This is a genomic window from Enterobacteriaceae endosymbiont of Donacia fulgens, assembly GCF_012567545.1.
Lineage (GTDB): Bacteria > Pseudomonadota > Gammaproteobacteria > Enterobacterales > Enterobacteriaceae.
Genome location: NZ_CP046182.1, coordinates 85,830 through 107,746 on the forward strand (window position 1 = coordinate 85,830; position 21,917 = coordinate 107,746).

A 21,917-nucleotide genomic window follows, 5' to 3' on the forward strand; every position below is an offset into this window, starting at 1 on the left:
AATAAAATTTTAAATTTATATAACATATAAAGAATATATTTTTTCGGAATTTAAAAATTTTTCATTATTTAATAATGAAAAATTTTTATTAAAAATAAAATTTATATAATTTTGAATTAAATTAGATATAATAAAATTATTTGATTTTATAAAATAATCTAATGGAGAAAAAGTATTTACATTTATCCATTGTAATTTTACTTTTTTTATTTTTGTTAATTGTGCAATTTTTATTATTGCACTATCAAAATCACCTAAATCATCAACTAATCCATATTTTTTAGCATCTTTACCTAAGATAACCATACCATTAGCTATTTTTTTAACTTTTTCAATAGGTAAATTTCTGTCTTTAGAAACTAAATAAATAAATTCATCATAACCAGTTTTAATATTTATGCTCATTATCTTTTTTTCTATAGAAGATAATTTTTCATTAATAGAATTATTAAATCTATCTGATATATTAATACCATCTTTTTTTATACCAACTAAATCTAAAATATCACTAATATTATATACAACACTAAAAATACCAATAGAACCAGTTAAACTTACTGGATCTGCAATTACAAAATCAGCTATTGTAGAAATCCAATATGCACCTGATGCAGCCATTTTCCCCATAATAACTACTATTGGTTTATGAATTTTTTTTAATAAAATTAATTCATTATAAATTGCTTTTGCAGCTAAAATATCTCCTCCTGGACTATTAATTTTTAATATTAATCCTTTAATTTTAGGATTTCGATAAACTTTATTTATTTTATTTGTGATAATATCACTTCCATTTTTACCATACATCATAATTCCATCTATTGTAATAACTGCAATATTACCATTATTTTTTTGTATTCCATTATCTATATATAATTTTATATAATCGTTAATATTAATTTTATTATATGTATTTTTAATTTTATCTAATCCAAAATTTTGAATCATTTCTTTTTCAAAATCATTATTATTAGAAATTTTATCTACTAATTTATTTTGTAATGCAAATAAAGCTAAATTTCCATGAGATTTTTTAAGAGATATTAAAAAATTTTCATCTGTAGGAAAAATTTCTTCTTTAGTTAATTGTCTATTAATTGATATAGTTGTTAAATAATCATCCCATAAATTATTTATTAATTGATTCATCACTATTTTATCATCATTAGACATATCTTTTCTTAAAACAGATTCAACTGCAGATTTATATTGTCCAACTCTAAATACATGAGTTTGTATTTTTAAATTTTTTAAAAAGTTTTTTATAAAAAACTTTTTAAAATTTAGACCATATAATTTTACATGACCATATGGTAATAAAAATACTTTATTAGCAAAACTAGCTAAATAATATTGATTTTGGTCATACATATCTGAAATTGCATATATTTTTTTACCACTTGCTTTAAAAGCATTTAAATATTTACCTATATATCTTAAATTAGGAATATCATAAATATTTAAATTATGAAGTTTTAATATAATACCATGAATATTTTTATCTTTTTTTGCAAAATTTATAGCATTAACAATATTAATTATTGGATCATTATTTTTTTTACTTGAGAATATGTTAAATAATTTAAATATTAAATTATTTTTATAAAAAGATTCATTATCAAAGTTTTCATTAAAATTAATTTCTAATACTTGATTATTTTTCCTTAAAATTTTGTTATTTATATTTTTTCTATGATTAACATTATATATGTAATAACATAATAATGATATTAATAATATAAAAATAATATTTATTATTAATATTCTAGTAAAATTAATTAATGACCATAAATAACAACAAAAGAATTTTATTATATTCAATAACTTAATCATTTTTCACCTAATTTTTTAAAATAAAAATTTATTAAATATTTTTAAACTTTACCCAAATAGGAACATGATCTGAAGGTTTAATTAAATTACGAATAGAATATTCTATTCCTGAATTTAAATAATATTTTATTAATGAATAAGTAATTAAAATATTATCAATTCTTAATCCTTTATTAATAAGAAATCCTTTTGATCTATAATCAAACCAAGAAAATTTATTATTTGTTAAAGGATTCATTAATCTCCAAATATCAAATAGACCCCAATTAAGTAATTGATTCATATAAAATCTTTCTTTTGGTAAGAAAGAACATTTTCCTTGTTTTAACCATTTTTTACGATTTTTTTCTCCTATTCCAATATCCAAATCAGAAATACTAATATTAATATCTCCCATAAGTATAATATGATTTTTTGGATCTAAATTTTTTTTGATATAAAAATATAAATTTTTTAAAAAATTAATTTTATATTTAAATTTTATATTATTTTTTTGATTATCTCCTTGAGGAAAATAACAATTTAAAATCTTTATATTACCAATAGAACTATCTAAATCAATCATTATTAATCTTTTTTGATTATTAAATAAATCTTTTAAAAAATTTTTTTGAATATTTAAAGGTTTTTTTTTGCTTAATAAAGCTACTCCATAATTTTTCATTTGGCCACATATATAAATGTGATATCCTAATTTATATATTTCTTCTTTAGGAAAATCTTTATTATTTACTTTTATTTCTTGTAACCCAATTATATCAGGATTATATATTTCTATAATTATTTTTAATTGATGTATATGCGCTCTTATTCCATTAATATTGAATGAAAAAATTTTCATAAAATTAAAATGTTAATATAAATTCTTATAATAAAATAATTTTTTTATAAATATCATTTTTTTTATTTTATAAAATAAATTTAAATAAAAAAAATAATTTTTCTATTATTTTTTTCCAATACGGTCTTTGTATCCATAAATTATATTCTAATTTTTGTGATTTTGAAATATATTTATTTTGTATATATAAAAGTGATTTATTAAATATAATATCATCAATAATTAAATTAATTTCAAAATTTAAATAGATACTTCTTATATCTAAATTTACAGTACCTATAAAACTAATTTTTTTATCTATAATAATACTTTTTGTATGTAAAAATCCTGTTTTTAATTGATAAATTTTAACTCCTTTTTTTAATAATTTATAAAAAAAAAATTTACTAGCCCAATAAATAAAAATTGAATCATTATATTTAGGAATAATAATTTTTACATCTACTCCACGTTCAGAAGCTATACAAATAGCAGATAATAAATTTTTACTTGGTATTAAATAAGGTGTTGTAATAATTAAACTTTTTTTAGCTAAAAATATAGCTGTAATTAAAGAATTATGGATTATTTTTTTAGATAATTTTAATCCTGAAAATATTACTTGTATTCTATTAATATTATTTTTATTTTGATATTTTACTAAGTTATTTTTTAATTGATTAATAGATAATATATTTTGTCCCGTTTCTATTTCCCAATCATATGAATAAATAATACTGATTGTATTAACAATAGGTCCAGTTATACGAATCATTAAGTCAATCCATTTACATATTTTAGTATTTTTTTTAAAATTTGTTGAATCTACCATATTCATACTGCCAACATAAACTATTTTATTATCAATTAATATTATTTTTTTATGTTGTCTTAAATCTATTCTAGAACAAAAAAAATTAAAAATTGTAATATTTAATGATTTAATTATAAAAACACCAACTTTTAACAAACGATAATACCAAGAACTATAAAAAAAATTTTTACTGCCAATATAATCTAACATAATATAACATTTAACACCTCTTTTAGCTGCTATTATAATAGATTCTGAAAACTTATTTACTAAGCCTCCTGGTATCCATATATAAAAAACAATATGAATACTATATTTTGCTGATTGTATATCATTAATTAATGATGTAAATAATTTAAATGATGAATTTAATAATTTAATAGAATTATTAGTCATACTAAATAAATTTTGTTTATTTTCACATAATTGAAATAATGTTTCTATTTTTTTATTTACATGCATATTTTTAATATATAATTTATAATATAATTGTAATTTTTTTAATAATTCGCTATAACGAAACCATATTTTTTTAGCTTTCTGAGATTTATATTGTGTTTTTGAATAAATTTCTCCAAAAATAAAATAAAAAATAATTCCTATTTTAGGGAAAACATATAAAATAAGATACCATAATATATAAGATTTTATATCTTTATATTTTATAAAAATTCTAATTATAATTAATATTAATAATATATTAATGCTATATAAAAGAATTAAATTTAAAAAATTAATCATACTATCTAAACTATTTAAATATAGTTTTAACAAAATTAAAATATAAACATTTTAATATCAAATTTTAAAATAAAAAATATATATTTTTTAAATTTTAAAAAGAAAATTAATAATATCACCATCTTGTATTATATATTTTTTACCTTCTATTTTCATTTTACCAAATAATTTTGCTTTTGTTTGACTTTTATAAAAAATAAAATCTTTATAATGTATTACTTGAGCTCTAATAAATCCTCTTTGGATATCACTATGAATTTTTTTAGCAGCAATTAATGTAGTTGTACCTTTTAAAATACTCCATGATCTAGTTTCTTTAATTCCTACTGTATAAAAAGTATGTAAATTTAATAGTTTAAAACTACAAAGTATTATGTTTTTTAAATCATCATTATTTATTGATAATATTTTTTGTTTTTTATTAAGATTAATAATACAAATTTTTAAAACTAAATATTCTTTCTTAAGAATATTTATTTCATCTAAAAAAAATTGGTTATTAATATTATTTTCATCTGTATTAGCAATAATAATTATTGGTTTAATTGTTAGTAGTTTTAATTTTTTTAAAAAATCTATTTCTTCTATCTTTAATTTTAATAAATTTAATAATCTACCACTTTTTAAGTGATTTAAACAAATATCTAATAAATATTTCCATTTATTAAAATATTTTTTATTATCTTTTAATTTACATAATAAATTTATATCAAAATTAATAATTTCATTATTTATGATATTTACATCTTTTATAGGTCTATATGATAGACTTAATATATTTTTTTTTTTAAAACAACGTATTACATGAATAATAGCATCAACTTCTGATATATTATATAAAAATTGATTTCCTAATCCTTCTCCTTTAGAAGCTCCTTTTATTAAACCAGCAATATCCACAAAAGTTACTGTCGATTGTATCGTTTTTTTAGATTTTATTATTTTAGATAAGTAAAATAATCTGTTATCAGGAACTGTTACTATACTAGTATTCGGTTTTATTGTACAAAAAGGATAATTTAATGCATCTACATTAGAATTAGTTAATGCATTAAATAATGTTGATTTACCTACATTTGGTAAACCTATTATACCACATTTTAATGCCATTATTTTATTCTCTTATTATTATTAGAATGTAAATAATTTACTGCTTTATTATAATTATTAGTTTTAATAAAAACTAGTAAAGCTTTAATACTATTTTTTATAGTAAAATTAATATTTTTTTGTTCAGTTAATGTAGGAGAATTTAATACAAAATTATTTACTTGATTTTTATTTCCAGGATGTCCTATACCTATACGTAATCTATAAAATAATGTATCATTAAATATTTTAATAATACTATTAATTCCATTATGTCCTCCACTACTTCCTCCATATTTAAATTTGATAATGCCAGGTAAATAATCTAATTCATCATGAATAACTAAAATATTTTTTAATAAAATTTTATAAAAATTAGAAACAATAAATATTGATTTTCCTGAATTATTCATAAAAGAGTTTGGTATTAATAAAATTATTTTTTTATTTAAAATATTTAAATAACCAATATTTTCATTTAATTTTTTTACTTTTTTAAATTTAACATGAAATTTTTTAGATAAATTAATTATGTAATTAGAACCTATATTATGACGAGTTTTAATAAATTTATTATTTAAATTATTACCTAATCCTACTATCATTTTTATATTATTCAAATATTTACCTATTTATTATTTTAATTTATTTAAACATTACAGATATAGATTCTTCATTATTAATTCTTCTTATTGTTTCTGCAAGCATATAAGATAGAGTTAATACTCTAACATTTTTTAATTTTTTTATTTTCTTTGTTAATGGGATACTGTCACAGACAATAATTTCATCTATTACAGAATTATAAATATTTTCAATAGCATTTCCAGAAAAAATAGCATGAGTAACATAAACAAATACTTTTGTTGCTCCATTATTTTTTAAAGCTTTTGCTGCTTGACATAATGTTCCTGCAGTATCAACAATATCATCTATTAAAATACAATCTCGTTGATTAACATCTCCAATAATATTCATAATTTCTGTAGTATTTAAATTATGTCTTCTTTTATCTATAATAGCCATATCTGTACCATGAAATAATTTTTTTGCTATCGATCTTGCACGAATTACTCCACCAATATCAGGAGAAACTATTATAGGATTATTATATATATTTTTTGATATATCTTTTAAAAAGATAGAACTTGCGAAAACATTGTCTACAGGAACATTAAAAAATCCTTGAATTTGTTCTGCATGTAAATCAACTGTTAATATTCTATTAATTCCTACTCTAGATAAAAAATCAGCTATTACTTTTGCAGTAATAGGTACTCTAGCGGAACGAATTCTTCGATCTTGTCTAGCATAACCAAAATAAGGAATAACGGCAGTTATTCTTCCAGCAGATGCTCTTTTAAATGCATCAATCATTATAATTAATTCAATTAAATTATCATTTGTAGGATTACAAGTTGATTGTATGATAAAAATATCACTTCCTCTTACATTTTCATTTATTTTAACAGAAACTTCTCCATCACTAAATTTACCTACAAATATCTTACCTAAATTAATATATAGATGATTAGCAATATTTTTTGCTAATCTAGGAATAGCATTACCAGCAAATAATTTCATATTAACCATATAAAATCCTTAAAAATTATATTTATAATTTTATTTAAATTTTTTATATAAAAAATAAAATTTTAATATAGAATTAGTATTCTCTATTAAAAATAGATAAAATATTATTATATAATAATATTACTAATATAATATATATTATTATTAATGTAATTTTAAAAAAAATATTTTATTTATAACATTTAAATATTAAAATAATAATTATGAATTCTTCTATTTTAAAAAAACTTAATCTCTTATATAAGAGATACAATTATATATCAAAAAAATTAAGTGATTATAAAACATATAATAATCATATATCTTTACGTAATTTATCAACTGAATATTCTAAATTATCAAATATAATTAAACCATTTATAAAATGGAAAAAATTAGAATTAAATTTATTAAATAATAAAACTTTATTAAAAGAAAAAGATAAAGAAATATATCCAATGGTATTGGAAGATATAAAAAATATTAAAATTAAACAAAAAAAAATAGAAAAAATATTGTATAAATTACTTTCTCCTCAAAAAAAAGAAGAAGATAATCGTAATTGTTTTTTAGAAATAAAAGCTGGTTCTGGAGGAAATGAAGCAGCAATTTTTGTAAAAAATATTTCAAGAATGTATATTAGATATGCAGAATCAAAAAAATGGAAAATAGAAATAATAAATATTCATTATAATGAAAATGGTAATGGGTTTAAAGAAATTATTTTAAAAATTATAGGAGTTGGAGTTTATGGTAAATTAAAATTTGAATCAGGAGGACATAGAGTACAGAGAGTTCCTGAAACAGAATCTCAAGGAAGAATACATACTTCTACTTGTATTATTGCAGTTATGCCTGAATTATTAAAAAAAGAAATTCCAGAAATAAATAATCAAGATTTAAAAATTGATACTTTTAGATCCTCTGGAGCAGGAGGACAACATGTTAATACGACTGATTCAGCTATAAGAATTACTCATTTTCCAACAGGAATTGTTGTAGAATGTCAAGATGAAAGATCACAACATAAAAATAAAGCTAAAGCTTTAGCTGTCTTAGCTACAAGAATATACACATTAGAAATAACAAAAAAAAATAAAGATAATGCAATAAAGAAAAAAATATTATTAGGTAGTGGGGATCGTTCAGATAGAAATAGAACATATAATTTTATTCAAAAAAGAGTAACAGATCATCGTATTAATTTAACATTATATAAATTAAATGAGATTATGGATGGTAATTTAGATATTTTAATAAACCCAATTATTCGTCAGTATAATACTGATAAATTATAGTTTTAATAAAAAAATGATTATTAATCAATGGTTAAAATACGCTTCTAATCTTTTGAAACAACATAAAATATTAACACATCAATTAGAATCAGTCGTATTATTATCTTTTGTTTTAAAAAAATCTAAATCATGGATTTATGGTTTTGATGAAACTAAAATAAATTTAGAACAATTTAAAATATTACAAAATTTTTTAAAAAGAAGGATTAGAGGAGAACCTATAGCTTATTTATTAGGTTTTTGTGAATTTTGGTCATTAAAAATTAATGTATCACCTTATGTTTTAATACCTAGAGAAGATACAGAAATTTTAGTAAATATTGTTTTAAAAAAAATTAATAATAATATAAAAAAAATTTTAGATTTAGGTACTGGAAGTGGAGCAATAGCATTAGCAATTGCCTCTAAATATAATTTTCTTAAAATTACTGCTGTAGATATTTCTCAACAAATTATTAATTTAGCAAAATATAATGCTAAAAAATTATATATTAATAATATTAATTTTTTAATAAGTAATTGGTTTAGTAATTTAAAAAATAAGAAATTTGATATCATAATGAGTAATCCACCTTATATAAGTAATTATGAATATTATCAATTAAAAAAAAAATTAAAATTTGAACCTATTAAATCATTAATATCATTAAATGATGGATTATATGATTTAAATTATATTATTTCTAAATCTTCAGAATATTTAAATAATTATGGATGGTTAATATTAGAACATGGATATAAACAAGGATATATTTTAAAAAAAATCTTTAAAATTAAAAATTTTAAAAATATATCACAATATTGTGATATACAAGGATATTATCGAGTTATTTGTGGACAAAAATTTTCAATTTAATAATTTTTAAAAAAAATTAATTAATAATTTGAAAATAAATTTTTATAAAAATTTATTTTATTTAAAATAAAATTTAAACTATTTTTAATATATTTAAAAGAAAAATTTTGTTATTATTATTAAAAATTAATATTTTAAAAGTAAAAAATGGCACAAAATGATAATTTTAAAAAAATAGATTTATCTAATAAATTATTAGAAATAGATCATAGAAGTATTGGTAAAAAATTAAATTTATATCATTTTCAAAATGAATCTCCAGGAATGGTTTTTTGGCATCATAATGGTTATATTATTTTTAAAGAATTAGAAAAATTATTACGTATAAAATTAAATCAATATAATTATTTAGAAGTAAAAACTCCTTTAATTACTGATTTTACTATTTGGGAAAAAACAGGACATTGGAAAATTTATAAAGAATCTATTTTTACTACTTTATCAGAAAATAGAAATTATTGTATAAAACCTATGAATTGTCCTGCTCATATTCAAATATTTCAACAAAAATTGAAATCATATAGAGATTTACCTTTAAGAATTGCGGAATTTGGTATTTGTCATAGAAATGAACCATCTGGTTCTTTACATGGTTTAATGAGATTAAGAAATTTTACACAAGATGATGCTCATATCTTTTGTACAAAAAATCAAGTAATTAAAGAAATAGAATATTGTATTGATATGATGTATGATATTTATCATCTTTTTGGTTTTAAAAAATTTCTTGTAAAATTATCAACTAGACCAAAAAATAAAATTGGAGATAATGAAATTTGGGATCAAGCAGAAAATAATTTATCTTATATTTTAAATAAATTAAATATTAATTTTGAATATCAAATAGGAGAAGGCGCTTTTTATGGTCCTAAAATAGAATTTTCTTTTTTTGATTGTTTAAATCGAGAATGGCAATGTGGTACAATTCAGTTAGATTTTACATTACCAAAATGTTTAAATTTGTTTTATATAAATAAAAAAAATAAACATAGTACTCCAATAATAATTCATCGTGCTATTTTAGGTTCCTTAGAAAGATTTATAGGGATTATTCTTGAAGAATTTTCTGGATATTTACCTATTTGGTTAGCACCAGTTCAAATTATAATATTAAGTATTAGTGAAAAACATATTAAATATGTTTTAAAATTATTTAAAATAATTAAAGATAATAATATTCGTGTTAAATATGATATAAATAATGAAAAAATTTCTTTTAAAATTAGAAAATATGCAATAAAACATATTCCATATATTTTAATTTGTGGAGATAAAGAAGTTAAAAATAATTTTATTTCTGTGAGAGATTGTTTTGGTAAAAATTTGGGATTTATGAAAATTCATGATATTATTAATAAAATAATGAAAGAAATTAATAATTATTATATTAATAAAAAAAATTAAGAGAGGTAAGATATTAAAATTGGAAAAAAAACCATACAATTATCACGACCTAATAGAATTAATCAAAATATTAGGAGTAAAATTGTAAGATTAATAGGATTAAATGGTGAACAAATTGGTATAATTAGTTTAAAAGAAGCTTTAATAAAAGCAGAAAATACAGGATTTGATTTAGTTGAAATTAGTCCTAATTCAGAACCTCCTGTATGTCGTATTATGGATTATGGTAAATTTTTATATGTAAAAAATAAAGCTTCTAAAGAACAAAAAAAAAAACAAAAAATAATAAATTTAAAAGAAATTAAATTTCGTCCGGGAACAGATATAGGAGATTATAAGGTAAAATTACGTAATTTAATTCGTTTTTTAAAAAAAGGAGATAAAATAAAAGTTACTCTAAGATTTCGAGGAAGAGAAATGATGCATACTAAATTAGGATTTTCTATGTTAAATCGTATAAAAAGTGATTTAGAAAAATTAGCTATAGTAGAATCATTCCCCTCAAAAGTTGAAAGTAGACAAATTATAATGATTTTAATACCAAAAAAATAATTATTAATAATCTGGATATATTAATTATGAGTAAATTAAAAACAGTACGTAGTGCTGCAAAACGTTTTAAAAAAACTGGTACTGGTCTTTTTAAACATAAACAAGCTAATTTAAGACATTTATTAACTAAAAAAAACAAAAAAAAAAAAAGATTTTTAAGACAAAAAAAAATAGTTAAAAAAGGAGATTCATATTCATTAAAAATTTGTTTACCTTATTTATAAATAAGGCAAATATATTAAATATAATAATTATAGGAATTTAAATTATATGGTAAGAATTAAACGTGGAGTAACAGCAAAAGCAAGACATAAAAAAATAATAAAACAAGCTAAAGGATATTATGGAGCAAGATCTCGAACTTATAGATCTGCTTTTCAAGCAGTGATTAAATCAGGACAATATGCTTATAGAGATAGAAAACAAAAAAAAAGAAAATTTCGGCAATTATGGATTATGAAAATTAATGCAGCAGCTCGTCAAAAAAATATATCTTATAACTGTTTAATATATAGATTAAAAAAAAATAACATCAATATAAATAGAAAAATTTTAGCTAATATGGCTATGTTTGATAATTTATCTTTTAATAAATTAATAAATTTTACAAAAAATTAATTTATTAATTATATTAATTAAATTTAATTATTTTCTATAATATATATTTATAATAGGATAAATAATTATTTATTTTATATTAATGAGAATATCATATATGATATCTGATAATATAGTTATTATTGCAAAAAAAGAAATTTACGCAGTAAAAGATATTAATGAATTAAATATATTAAAAGTTAAATATTTAGGAAAAAAAGGATATATTACAAAACAATTTTTGTTAATAAAAACTTTAAAAAAAGAAGAAAAAATTAATAAAAGTATTATTTTAAATAAACAAAAAAAAAAAATAATAAAAATAATAAAAAAACGTCAAAAAGAAATAGAAATAGAAAAAAATAAAAAAAAACTTTTAAATCAAAAAATTGATATTTCGTTACCTGGAAAATATATTAAAATAGGATCTGAACATCCTATAAAAAGTACAATTAATAAAATTGAAAAATTTTTTATGAAAGTTGGTTTTAAAATAGTTATAGGTCAAGAAATAGAAGATGTTTATCATAATTTTGATGCATTAAATATCCCAAAATATCATCCTATAAGAACAGAACAAGATACATTTTGGTTAGATAAAAATACTTTATTAAGAACTCAAACTTCTAATATTCAAATTAGAATAATGAAAAAAGAAAAACCTCCTATACGTATATTAACTTCTGGCAAAGTATATCGTAATGATTACGATCGTAATCATACCCCAATGTTTCATCAAATAGAAGGATTATTTATTGATAAAAAAGTAACATTTACTGATTTAAAAAGTATATTAGTTTTATTTTTAAACTTTTTTTTTGGTAAAAAATGTAAAATACGTTTTAGACCTTCTTATTTTCCTTTTACAGAACCTTCTTTAGAAGTAGATATTTTAAATCAAAAAAAACAATGGATAGAAGTATTAGGAGCAGGGATGGTACATCCTAATGTTTTAAAAAACGTTAAAATAAATTCTTCTAAATATTATGGATATGCTTTTGGCATGGGAGTAGAAAGATTAGCTATGTTACAATATAATATTGATGATATTAGACTTTTTTATGAAAATGATATACGTTTTCTTAAACAATTTAAATTCAATAACTTTATATGATTAAATTTAGTGAGTCATGGTTACATGAATGGTTAAATTATGATAAAGATACTTATTCTTTATCAAAAGAAATAACAATGTTAGGATTTGAAATTGAAAAAATTGAATATTTTAAAAAAAATATAATTTTTGATAATATTTTAGTAGGAGAGATAATTAAATATTCTTTATATCAAAAAAAACCTAAAATTTATAAATTAAATATATTAATTAATAATAAAAAATTATTAAAAATATTTTCTGATATAAATAATTTAGAAAATAAAACTAAAGTTATTTTAGCTACTAAATATTCTTCTTTATATAAAAAGTATATTAATATTCCAGAGTATTATTTTTTATTAAAATCTGAAGGATTATTATGTTCTTATAAAATTATTAATATTTCTAAAAATTATTTTTCAAATAATAATTTAATTAAATTACCTATTAATAGTAATAATGGGGAAAATGCAAATAAATATTTAAATATAACTGAAAAAATTTTACATATTAATACCCCAACTAATAGAACTGATTGTTTAAGTATATTAGGATTTACTAGAGAATTATCTGTTTTAAAAAAAATTTTTTTTTTAAAAAAACCATATAATGATATTCTGATTAAAAAATCAAAAAAATATAAAATTAATATTAATATTAATAATAATATTAATAATATTCTATATCAGTACAATTATTGTATAATTAAAAATGTTAATTTTAAAAAAAATATTCCGTTATTTATTAAAAATAGATTATTTCAATCTGGAATTGAAATTATATCTCAAAACCCATTATTAAATATTTATAATTATATAATTTTAGAATTAGGATATCCAATACAATTTTACGATTTTAATAAAATTAAAGGAGATATTTATATTCAAATTAAAGAAAAAAATAAATATAATTTTTTAAATTTTGAAAACCAAAATATTAAATCAATAATTAATGATTCTTTATTAATTATAAAAGATAAAGATAAAATTTTATCTATACCAGGTATCGCACAAAATAAAGATATAATTGTTACATTAACAACAAAAGATATTTTAATAGAATGTTTATTCATAAATAAAACATATTTTACATCTTTATTTAATAAAAATAATTATTCTAATAATACTTCTAATATCTATAATAGATATTTAGATCCATTAATACAAAAAAAAGTTATGATAAGAACCATAAATTTAATACTAGAAATATTTGGAGGTGATAGAAGTAAAATTTATACTATTGATATTAATAATATTAATAATTTACAAAAAATAATTAAATTTTCTTTTAAAAAAATATATAAAATTTTAGGTTTTTATATAAAAAAAAAATATATAATTAATATTTTAAATGAATTAGGTTTTTTAATTATTAAAAAAACTAATAATAATTGTAGTATTAATATACCAAGTTGGCGTAGTGATATAAATATTGAAGAAGATCTAATAGAAGAAATTATTCGTATATATGGATATAATAAAATTCCTAATAAAATAAAAATAAATTTAATTAAAAAAAATATTTTAGAAAAAAAATCAAAATCAAAAAATATAAAAATAAATTTCAAAAAAATTAAAAATATATTAATTAATAAAGGATATTATGAAGTTATTAATTATAGTTTTATTAATCCTGTAATACAATCTATTTTATATCCAAAAATACAACAAATTAAAATTATTAATCCTCTTACAATTGAAACATCTGTTATGCGTAATTCTTTATCATATGGATTAATAAATAATATTATTTATAATCAAAATAGACAACAAAAAAATCTACGTTTTTTTGAATATGGGTTATGTTTTTTTAAAAATTTAAAAAAAAAAATAGGAGTTTCACAAAAATTAATGTTATCTGGGATAATAAACGGAAACTTATATTCCAATTATTGGAATGAAAAAAATAAATTAATAAATTTTTATGATATAAAAGGTGATATAGAATATATTTTTAATTTTTTAAATAAATATAATAAAATAGAATTTCGTCAACAATGTGAAAAAAATACAATATTACATCCATATATAAGTGCATTAATATATATTAATAATATCCAAATTGGATCTGTTGGAATGTTACATCCTAAATTAATAAATTATTTTAATATAAAATATGATACTTTTTTATTTGAAATTTTTTTTGATAAAATTATTATTAATAATATTTTTAATTTTCAAAAAATTATTCATTATCCAATAAATAAAAGAGATATTTCTTTTTCAATAAAAAAAAATATTTATTTTATAGATATTTTATCTGTTTTAAAAAAATTAAAATTAAAAGAAATAATTAAAATTAACTTAATTGATTTATATCAAGGACATAATATCCCAATAGGATATAAAAATATAACATTAAGTTTATTAATACAAAATAAAAACTATACATTAAATGAACAAGAAATTAATAAAATCATAAACAAATGTATTTTAGAATTAACAAAAAAATTTCAAATTTTATTAAGAGATCATATTCTTGACAAGAATAAAAAATGTTAATTTATTTATTTATATAATAAATTAATTTTATTAGTTAAGTATTTTAATGATATATAATATATATTATCTATATAATAAATATATTTTTTTCATACAAAAATAAAAAAATGTTTACAGGCATTATTCAATCTATAGGTAAAATTCAAAATATTATTTTGAATAAAAATTTATATTATTTATATATAAAAACAAATAAAAATTTTATAAAAAATTTAAAAATAGGAGAATCCATTTCAAATAATGGATGTTGTTTAACAATTGTTAAATTATATAATAATATTATGATTTTTAATATAATTAAACAAACATTTAATATTACAACTTTTAAAAAAATAAAAGTTGGTGATTCTATAAATCTAGAAAAACCTATTAAAATAAATAATTATATTGGAGGTCATATAGTATTAGGTCATATTACTGATACAGCTATTATTACTAATATTGAAAATTATACTTCTTCAAAAATTTTATGGATAAAACCTGATAATATTTTACAAATGAATTATATTTTAGAAAAAGGATCTATATGTATAGATGGTATTAGTTTAACAATAGATAAGAAATTAAAAAATAAATTTAGTGTAAATATAATACCAGAAACATTATCTAAAACTACATTATCTAATAAAAATATTTATAATTATGTAAATATTGAGACTGATATATATGTTAGAAGTATTATTCAAACTGTAAAAAAATTATATAATAATAATATTAAATATTTTAAATAAAATAAAAAAAGGAGTATAAATGATAAAAGAAAATGGAATTAATATTCTAAAAAAATTAAAAAATCGTAATATTCTTTATCAAGTAACTAATCAAAATAATTTATATAAAATTTTAAATAAAAAAAAAATTAATCTTTATTGTGGTTTTGATTTAACAGCAGATAGTCTACATATAGGACATCTAATACAATTAATTACACTTAAATATTTTCAAGAACTAGGACACAAACCAATAATTTTATTAGGAGGTGCAACAAGTTTAATTGGAGATCCTAGTTTTAAACTAAAAAAAAGAAAAATAAATATAATAGATAATATAAATTTATGGTTTCAAAAAATTAGTTTACAAATAAATAATTTTCTAGATTTTAATTGTGGAAAAAATAGTGCTATCATAATTAATAATTATGAATGGTTTCATAAAATGAATGTTCTCTTTTTTTTAAAGAAAATTGGTAAATATTTTTGTGTTAATCAAATGATTAATAAAGACTCAATAAAAAAAAGAATGATAAATAATAATACTGAGGGAATTTCTTTTACTGAATTTTCTTATAATTTACTACAATCATATGATTTTGCTTATTTAAATAAAAATTTTGATGTCATACTCCAAATTGGAGGTTCAGATCAATGGGGTAATATTGTATCTGGAATAGATTTAATAAAAAAAATATATAAAAAAAAAGTTTTTGGTATAACTACTAATTTAATTATTAAAAATGATGGAACAAAATTTGGTAAAACTGAAAAAGAAACTATTTGGTTAGATCATAAAAAAACTAGTACATATAAATTTTTTCAATTTTGGTTAAATATACCAGATTCAATTGTATTTAATTTTTTAAATATGTTTACTAATTATGAATCAAAAATTATCAATAATTTTAATAAAAAAAAAAATAATATTAAAAAAAATAGTCCACAATATCTTTTAGCCGAATATATGACTAATATGGTACATGGAAAAAATAATTTAATAATATCCAAAAGAATAACTAATTTACTTTTTTATGAAAATATAAATAATTTTTCAGAAAATGATTTTTTAATATTATCTCAAAATATTAAAAATCTTTATTTAGAAAATAAAAATTTTAATTTACAAACAATACTAATTTTGAGTAAATTTGCATCTTCTAAAAATAAAGCTTCTATTTTAATAAAATCAAACTCAATATATATTAATAATGAAAATATTTCTGATATTTCATTTATATTTACACAATACTATAAAAAATTTAATCATTTCACTTTATTACGTAAAGGTAAAAAAAATTTTTGTTTAATTTACTGGAAATAAAAAAAAATCTATATTTTAAATATATTTATGCGTTCTAGAGGATTTGAACCTCTGACTTTCACCATGTCATAGTGACACTCTAACCACTGAGTTAAGAACGCATAAAGAGTATTAATTAAATAATAATATACTATAAATATATAATAATCAATTTTTTTGTATTTTTACAATACGTATTAAAATTAATATTGCTGAAACTGTTAATCCAATTATAAATCCAATCCAAAAACCAGATGGTCCCATAGGACGAGAAGTAATAAAATTAGTAACAGATAAAATATATCCAATAGGTAAACTTATAATCCAATAAGATATAAATGTAATAAAAAAAATATATTTAGTATCTTTATATCCTTTTAAAATACCAGATCCAATAATTTGAATAGAATCTGAAAATTGATAAATAGAAGCTAATAGTATTAAATGAGATGATAAATTTATAATATTTTTATTAGGATTATATAATTTAGCAATTTTTTTTCTAAAAAAAATACTTATTAAAATAGTAAAAATAGATATTATTATGCCTATAATTTGTGAAATCCAACTAATAATTTTTGCTTTATTTGTATGACCTAAACCTAAATAAAATCCTATTAATATAGTAGTAGCAATACTTAATGATAAAGGAATAATAAAAATTAAAGAACTAAAATTTATAGCTATTTGATGACTAATAATATCATCTATCCCCATAGATAATGATATTAATAAAGAAACAATACTAAATAATGTAATTTCAAAAAAAATAGATAAACCAATAGGTAATCCTAATTTTAGAATTTTTTTTAAAATTTTAAAATCTAGATTTTTTGAAAAATTAAAAAAATTAATTTTTTTAAAATAAATTGATTTAGACATCCATATTATTGTTATAAGAAATAATATCCAATATATTAATACTATAGAAAAACTACATCCTAAAACTCCTAATGGAGGTATATAACTAAATCCATAAATTAAAATATAATTAATTGGAATATATAAAATTACTCCAATCCAACTGATAATCATATCAGGTATCATTAATGATGATGATATACATAAACAACGTAATATTTGTAATAATAGATATCCTGGTATACTCCAAATAATAATATTTATAAATTTTTTAATTTTAAAAATAAAAATTTTATTATGAAATAATAATAAGATTAAATAATTTATTTGATATAAAATAAACATCATAATTAATGATAAAATTATTGCTAATAAATATGATTGTTTAATATAATTTATTATTTTTTTATTATTATTAGATATATATAATTTTGTAATAATAGGAATTAAAGATAAAAAAATACCATGGCCAAATAATATTATTGGTAACCAAATTGATACTCCTATTGATAATACTGCTATATCAATTTTATTAAAAGAACTTGACATAATCATATTAATAATGCTTATTAAAATATAAGCTATTTGTGTTAAAATTATTGGTATAGTAATATTAAACAATTTTTTTATTTCAATTAAATATTTTTGCACATATAACCTTTTTTATTTTATTAAAATTTATAAAAAATAAATTTTATGAAATAAATAATATTTTACTTTTAAAAAACTTTAAATTATTATATATATAATTATTTTAATTTAATTATTTTATTATAATAAATAAAATAGAGAATTTTATGAAAATTTTTAATAAAATTAAAAAACAAATTAATAATAATCCTATTATTTTATATATGAAAGGTAATCCAATACATCCTCAATGTGGTTTTTCTGATAAAGCTGTAAAAATTATTTTATTTTATAAAATAAAATTTACTTATATTGATGTTTTAAAATATCCTGATATTAGAAAATATTTACCTAAATATGCTAATTGGCCAACATTTCCTCAATTATGGGTTGATAATAAATTAATAGGAGGTTATGATATATTATATACATTACATTATAATAATAAATTAAAAGATATTTTAAATTTTAAAAAAGAATAATTTATACTTATAAAAATTAAGGAAAAGAAGAAGGAGGCCATCCACCTTTTTTTTTCCATTTATTAACTAATCTGCAAAATAATTTAGCAGTACGATTAGTATCGTATAAAGCTGAATGTGCTTGATTATTATCGAATGGAATACCAATTGCATAACATGATTTGGCTAGAACAGTTTGACCTAAAATTAATCCACACATTGATGCTGTATCAAATATGACAAAAGAATGAAAAGGATTATTATTTTCTAATTTTGTACGTTTTGCAGCTTCCATAATAAAACTGTGATCAAAAATTGCATTATGAGCTACTATAACTGCTTTTTTACATTTATTTATTTTTAAATCTTGAGAAATTTTTTTAAAAATTATTTTTAAGGCTTTTTTTTCAGTTATAGCACCTCTTAAAGAGGTGTTTATATTAATACCATTAAAAGCTAGTGCTTCTGGCGAAATATTTGATCCTTTAAAAGGTAAAATATGAAAATGTAATGTTTCATTAGTTTCTAACCAACCGTTATGCATTTTTAATGTTATTAAGCTTATTTCTAATATAGCATTAGATTTAGAATTAAATCCCGAAGTTTCAATATCAATTACAACAGGATAAAAACCTCTAAATCTATAAGATAATAGATCTAATTTTGATAAGTTATTCATTTTTATTCTTTAAATTTTTATTTAAATATATTTTATATTAATATTATATACATAAATAAATTATACTTTTATTAAAAAAATTACAAGTATAAAATATTTTATATATGTTTATATTTTAAAAAATATTAATGTAATTAATAAAATTATTTTAAATAAGAATGATTTTAGTTAATTAAAGGCGATAAAAATGTTAACAAAAATAATTAAATTTAAACAAAATAATTTTTCATTTTATGTAATTTATTTATATAATAATCAACCTGAACTTATATTTAATGCAATTAAAAAAAAAATAAATCATTCTCCTATATTCTTTAAAAAAATATCAGTTATTATAAATATTAATTATATAAAAAATGAAATAAATTGGGAAAAAGTTTATAATGCTATTATTTCTACAGGAATTAATATTATAGGAGTAAGTGGTTGTAATAATAAAAATATAATTAAAAGTATAAATAATACTGGTATACCTATTTTATTTACAAATAATAAAAATAATAAAAAAATTCAAAATAATGATTTTAAAGATCAAAAAAAAAATATTCATAATATAACACAAAAATCTATTATTAAAATAATAAAGGAAAAAAGTTCTTTATCATTAAATAAAAATTTTACTTATAATAAAAGTAAAATTATTTATAATCCAATTAGATCTGGACAACAAATTTATGCTTATAATAGTGATTTAATTATCATAAATAATGTTAGTACAGGAGCGGAATTAATAGCAGATGGTAATATTCATGTTTATGGGTTCATGAGAGGAAAAGCTTTATCTGGAGCTAATGGAGATAAGAATTGTCAAATTTTTTGTACTCAATTATTTGCTGAATTATTATCTATTGCTGGTGAATATTTACTTCAAGATCAAATTCCTAATAATTTTTTAGGAAAATCATCAAGAATATATTTAAAGAATAAAGTATTAACAATAAAATCATGTAATTAAACTTTATTTAAATTTATTATTAAAGGAAATTCTAATGCGTATAATTGTTGTTACTTCAGGTAAAGGCGGAGTAGGAAAAACTACTTCTAGTGCAGCTATAGCTACAGGATTAGCTAAATATGGTAAAAAAACTGCTGTTATTGATTTTGATATTGGATTACGTAATCTTGATTTAATCATGGGATGTGAAAGAAGAGTAGTATATGATTTTATTAATGTTTTACAAGGAGAAGCAACATTAAATCAAGCTTTAATAAAAGATAAAAAAAATAAAAATTTGTATATTTTACCTGCCTCTCAAACAAAAAATAAAGATGCTTTAACTTATAAAGGTGTAGAAATAATTTTTAAAAACTTACATATAATGAATTTTGATTTTATAATTTGTGATTCACCAGCAGGTATTGAAACTGGGGCTTTAACTGCATTATATTTTGCAGATGAAGCTATTATTACTACTAATCCTGAAATTTCTTCTATTAGAGATTCTGATAGAATATTAGGTATTATTTCTTCTCAATCAAAAAGAGCAAAATATGGAGAAGAACCTATTAAAGAATATTTATTATTAACACGTTATAATCCTATAAGAGTAGATTGTGGAGATATGTTAAGTATTGATGATATTATTGAAATTTTAGGTATCAAAATAATAGGTGTTATACCAGAAGATCCTTTAGTTTTAAGAGCATCAAATCAAGGTAAAAGTATAATTTTAAATAAAGATTCTAATGCTTCCCTAGCATATAATGATACTGTTAAACGTTTATTAGGAGAGAAAATTCCTTTACGTTTTATAAAAAGTGAAAAAAAAAGTTTTTTACAACGTTTGTTTTGGAGATAATATGAATTTTATTAATTTTTTTTTATCAAAAAAAAAAAAAACTGCTAATATTGCTAAAAAAAGATTACAGATTATTATATCAGAAGAATCAAAAAAAGGATATGTATATCCTTATTATATAATGCAGTTAAAACAAGAAATATTAAAAGTAATTTCTAAATATGTTAAAATTAATCCTAATATGATTATTATAGAATTAGATGATAATAAAAATAATATATCAACATTAGAATTAAATATTAAATTACCTAAAACTAAAGAATGCGTTAAAAAAATAAAAAAATAATAATATCTAAAAAAT

General features: G+C 18.2%; 22 protein-coding genes and 1 tRNA gene. 14 read left to right on the forward strand and 9 right to left on the reverse strand.

Going from position 1 to position 21,917, the window contains the following annotated elements:
- Positions 1-15 precede the first annotated feature (15 nt).
- The 6 genes from sppA to GJU05_RS00475 form a co-directional block, all read right to left on the reverse strand.
- Complete coding sequence (gene sppA / locus GJU05_RS00450; protein ID WP_208753595.1) at positions 16-1,833, reverse strand: signal peptide peptidase SppA; 1,818 nt, start codon at positions 1,831-1,833, stop codon at positions 16-18.
- Between the two features lie 31 nt (positions 1,834-1,864).
- Positions 1,865-2,674 carry an exodeoxyribonuclease III gene (xthA, locus tag GJU05_RS00455; protein ID WP_208753596.1) on the reverse strand — a complete coding sequence of 270 codons (810 nt, stop codon included), beginning with the start codon at positions 2,672-2,674 and terminating at the stop codon, positions 1,865-1,867.
- Between the two features lie 67 nt (positions 2,675-2,741).
- A complete protein-coding gene (gene cls / locus GJU05_RS00460; protein WP_208753597.1) occupies positions 2,742-4,208 on the reverse strand; it encodes a cardiolipin synthase in 1,467 nt (488 codons plus the stop codon).
- Positions 4,209-4,295: 87 nt separating this feature from the next.
- Positions 4,296-5,318 carry a redox-regulated ATPase YchF gene (gene ychF / locus GJU05_RS00465; protein ID WP_208753598.1) on the reverse strand — a complete coding sequence of 341 codons (1,023 nt, stop codon included), beginning with the start codon at positions 5,316-5,318 and terminating at the stop codon, positions 4,296-4,298.
- A complete protein-coding gene (pth, locus tag GJU05_RS00470; RefSeq protein ID WP_208753599.1) occupies positions 5,318-5,917 on the reverse strand; it encodes an aminoacyl-tRNA hydrolase in 600 nt (199 codons plus the stop codon). The genes ychF and pth overlap by 1 nt, the downstream gene beginning before the upstream one ends.
- A gap of 25 nt (positions 5,918-5,942) precedes the next feature.
- Positions 5,943-6,890 carry a ribose-phosphate pyrophosphokinase gene (locus GJU05_RS00475; RefSeq protein ID WP_208753600.1) on the reverse strand — a complete coding sequence of 316 codons (948 nt, stop codon included), beginning with the start codon at positions 6,888-6,890 and terminating at the stop codon, positions 5,943-5,945.
- A gap of 203 nt (positions 6,891-7,093) precedes the next feature.
- On the opposite strand from GJU05_RS00475, the gene prfA reads away from it, so the two are divergent.
- The 10 genes from prfA to tyrS all read left to right on the forward strand — a co-directional run bounded on the left by prfA (position 7,094) and on the right by tyrS (position 17,207).
- Entirely contained in the window at positions 7,094-8,167 is a 1,074-nt protein-coding gene (gene prfA / locus GJU05_RS00480; RefSeq protein ID WP_208753601.1) for a peptide chain release factor 1, read from the forward strand.
- A gap of 13 nt (positions 8,168-8,180) precedes the next feature.
- The gene (prmC, locus tag GJU05_RS00485) at positions 8,181-9,023 is read left to right on the forward strand and encodes a peptide chain release factor N(5)-glutamine methyltransferase (protein WP_208753602.1); all 843 of its coding nucleotides are present in this window, start codon (positions 8,181-8,183) and stop codon (positions 9,021-9,023) included.
- Positions 9,024-9,170: 147 nt separating this feature from the next.
- Positions 9,171-10,427, forward strand: coding sequence for a threonine--tRNA ligase (thrS, locus tag GJU05_RS00490; RefSeq protein ID WP_208753603.1), 1,257 nt, complete (start codon positions 9,171-9,173; stop codon positions 10,425-10,427).
- A 12-nt stretch (positions 10,428-10,439) separates the two neighbouring features.
- A complete protein-coding gene (gene infC / locus GJU05_RS00495; protein ID WP_208753932.1) occupies positions 10,440-10,979 on the forward strand; it encodes a translation initiation factor IF-3 in 540 nt (179 codons plus the stop codon).
- A gap of 26 nt (positions 10,980-11,005) precedes the next feature.
- A complete protein-coding gene (gene rpmI / locus GJU05_RS00500; protein WP_208753604.1) occupies positions 11,006-11,203 on the forward strand; it encodes a 50S ribosomal protein L35 in 198 nt (65 codons plus the stop codon).
- A 46-nt stretch (positions 11,204-11,249) separates the two neighbouring features.
- Positions 11,250-11,597, forward strand: coding sequence for a 50S ribosomal protein L20 (rplT, locus tag GJU05_RS00505; RefSeq protein ID WP_208753605.1), 348 nt, complete (start codon positions 11,250-11,252; stop codon positions 11,595-11,597).
- Between the two features lie 97 nt (positions 11,598-11,694).
- Entirely contained in the window at positions 11,695-12,690 is a 996-nt protein-coding gene (gene pheS, locus GJU05_RS00510; RefSeq protein ID WP_208753606.1) for a phenylalanine--tRNA ligase subunit alpha, read from the forward strand.
- Positions 12,687-15,173: a phenylalanine--tRNA ligase subunit beta gene (gene pheT / locus GJU05_RS00515; protein WP_208753607.1), complete on the forward strand. Its 2,487-nt coding sequence runs from the start codon at positions 12,687-12,689 to the stop codon at positions 15,171-15,173. The genes pheS and pheT overlap by 4 nt, the downstream gene beginning before the upstream one ends.
- Before the next feature lie 107 nt (positions 15,174-15,280).
- Complete coding sequence (locus GJU05_RS00520) at positions 15,281-15,904, forward strand: riboflavin synthase (RefSeq protein WP_208753608.1); 624 nt, start codon at positions 15,281-15,283, stop codon at positions 15,902-15,904.
- 19 nt (positions 15,905-15,923) lie between these two features.
- Positions 15,924-17,207 (forward strand): tyrosine--tRNA ligase, encoded by a 1,284-nt coding sequence (gene tyrS, locus GJU05_RS00525; protein WP_208753609.1) that lies wholly within the window; start codon positions 15,924-15,926, stop codon positions 17,205-17,207.
- 28 nt (positions 17,208-17,235) lie between these two features.
- Here the strand turns inward: tyrS and GJU05_RS00530 are convergent.
- Positions 17,236-17,308: transfer RNA gene (locus GJU05_RS00530), tRNA-Val, on the reverse strand.
- A 46-nt stretch (positions 17,309-17,354) separates the two neighbouring features.
- Positions 17,355-18,698: an MATE family efflux transporter gene (locus tag GJU05_RS00535; RefSeq protein ID WP_208753610.1), complete on the reverse strand. Its 1,344-nt coding sequence runs from the start codon at positions 18,696-18,698 to the stop codon at positions 17,355-17,357.
- 146 nt (positions 18,699-18,844) lie between these two features.
- Here GJU05_RS00535 and grxD point away from each other — a divergent pair, with 146 nt between their 5' ends.
- On the forward strand, positions 18,845-19,159 hold the full coding sequence (gene grxD, locus GJU05_RS00540) for a Grx4 family monothiol glutaredoxin (RefSeq protein WP_208753611.1): 315 nt from the start codon (positions 18,845-18,847) through the stop codon (positions 19,157-19,159).
- 16 nt (positions 19,160-19,175) lie between these two features.
- Here grxD and rnt read toward each other — a convergent pair whose 3' ends face one another.
- Positions 19,176-19,817, reverse strand: coding sequence for a ribonuclease T (rnt, locus tag GJU05_RS00545; protein WP_208753612.1), 642 nt, complete (start codon positions 19,815-19,817; stop codon positions 19,176-19,178).
- Between the two features lie 187 nt (positions 19,818-20,004).
- Here rnt and minC point away from each other — a divergent pair, with 187 nt between their 5' ends.
- From minC to minE, 3 genes are read left to right on the forward strand one after another with little or no spacing between them, the layout of a single operon-like run.
- The gene (minC, locus tag GJU05_RS00550; RefSeq protein ID WP_208753613.1) at positions 20,005-20,772 is read left to right on the forward strand and encodes a septum site-determining protein MinC; all 768 of its coding nucleotides are present in this window, start codon (positions 20,005-20,007) and stop codon (positions 20,770-20,772) included.
- A gap of 34 nt (positions 20,773-20,806) precedes the next feature.
- Entirely contained in the window at positions 20,807-21,616 is an 810-nt protein-coding gene (gene minD / locus GJU05_RS00555; RefSeq protein ID WP_208753614.1) for a septum site-determining protein MinD, read from the forward strand.
- Position 21,617: 1 nt separating this feature from the next.
- Positions 21,618-21,902 (forward strand): cell division topological specificity factor MinE, encoded by a 285-nt coding sequence (gene minE, locus GJU05_RS00560; protein ID WP_208753615.1) that lies wholly within the window; start codon positions 21,618-21,620, stop codon positions 21,900-21,902.
- Positions 21,903-21,917 lie beyond the last annotated feature (15 nt).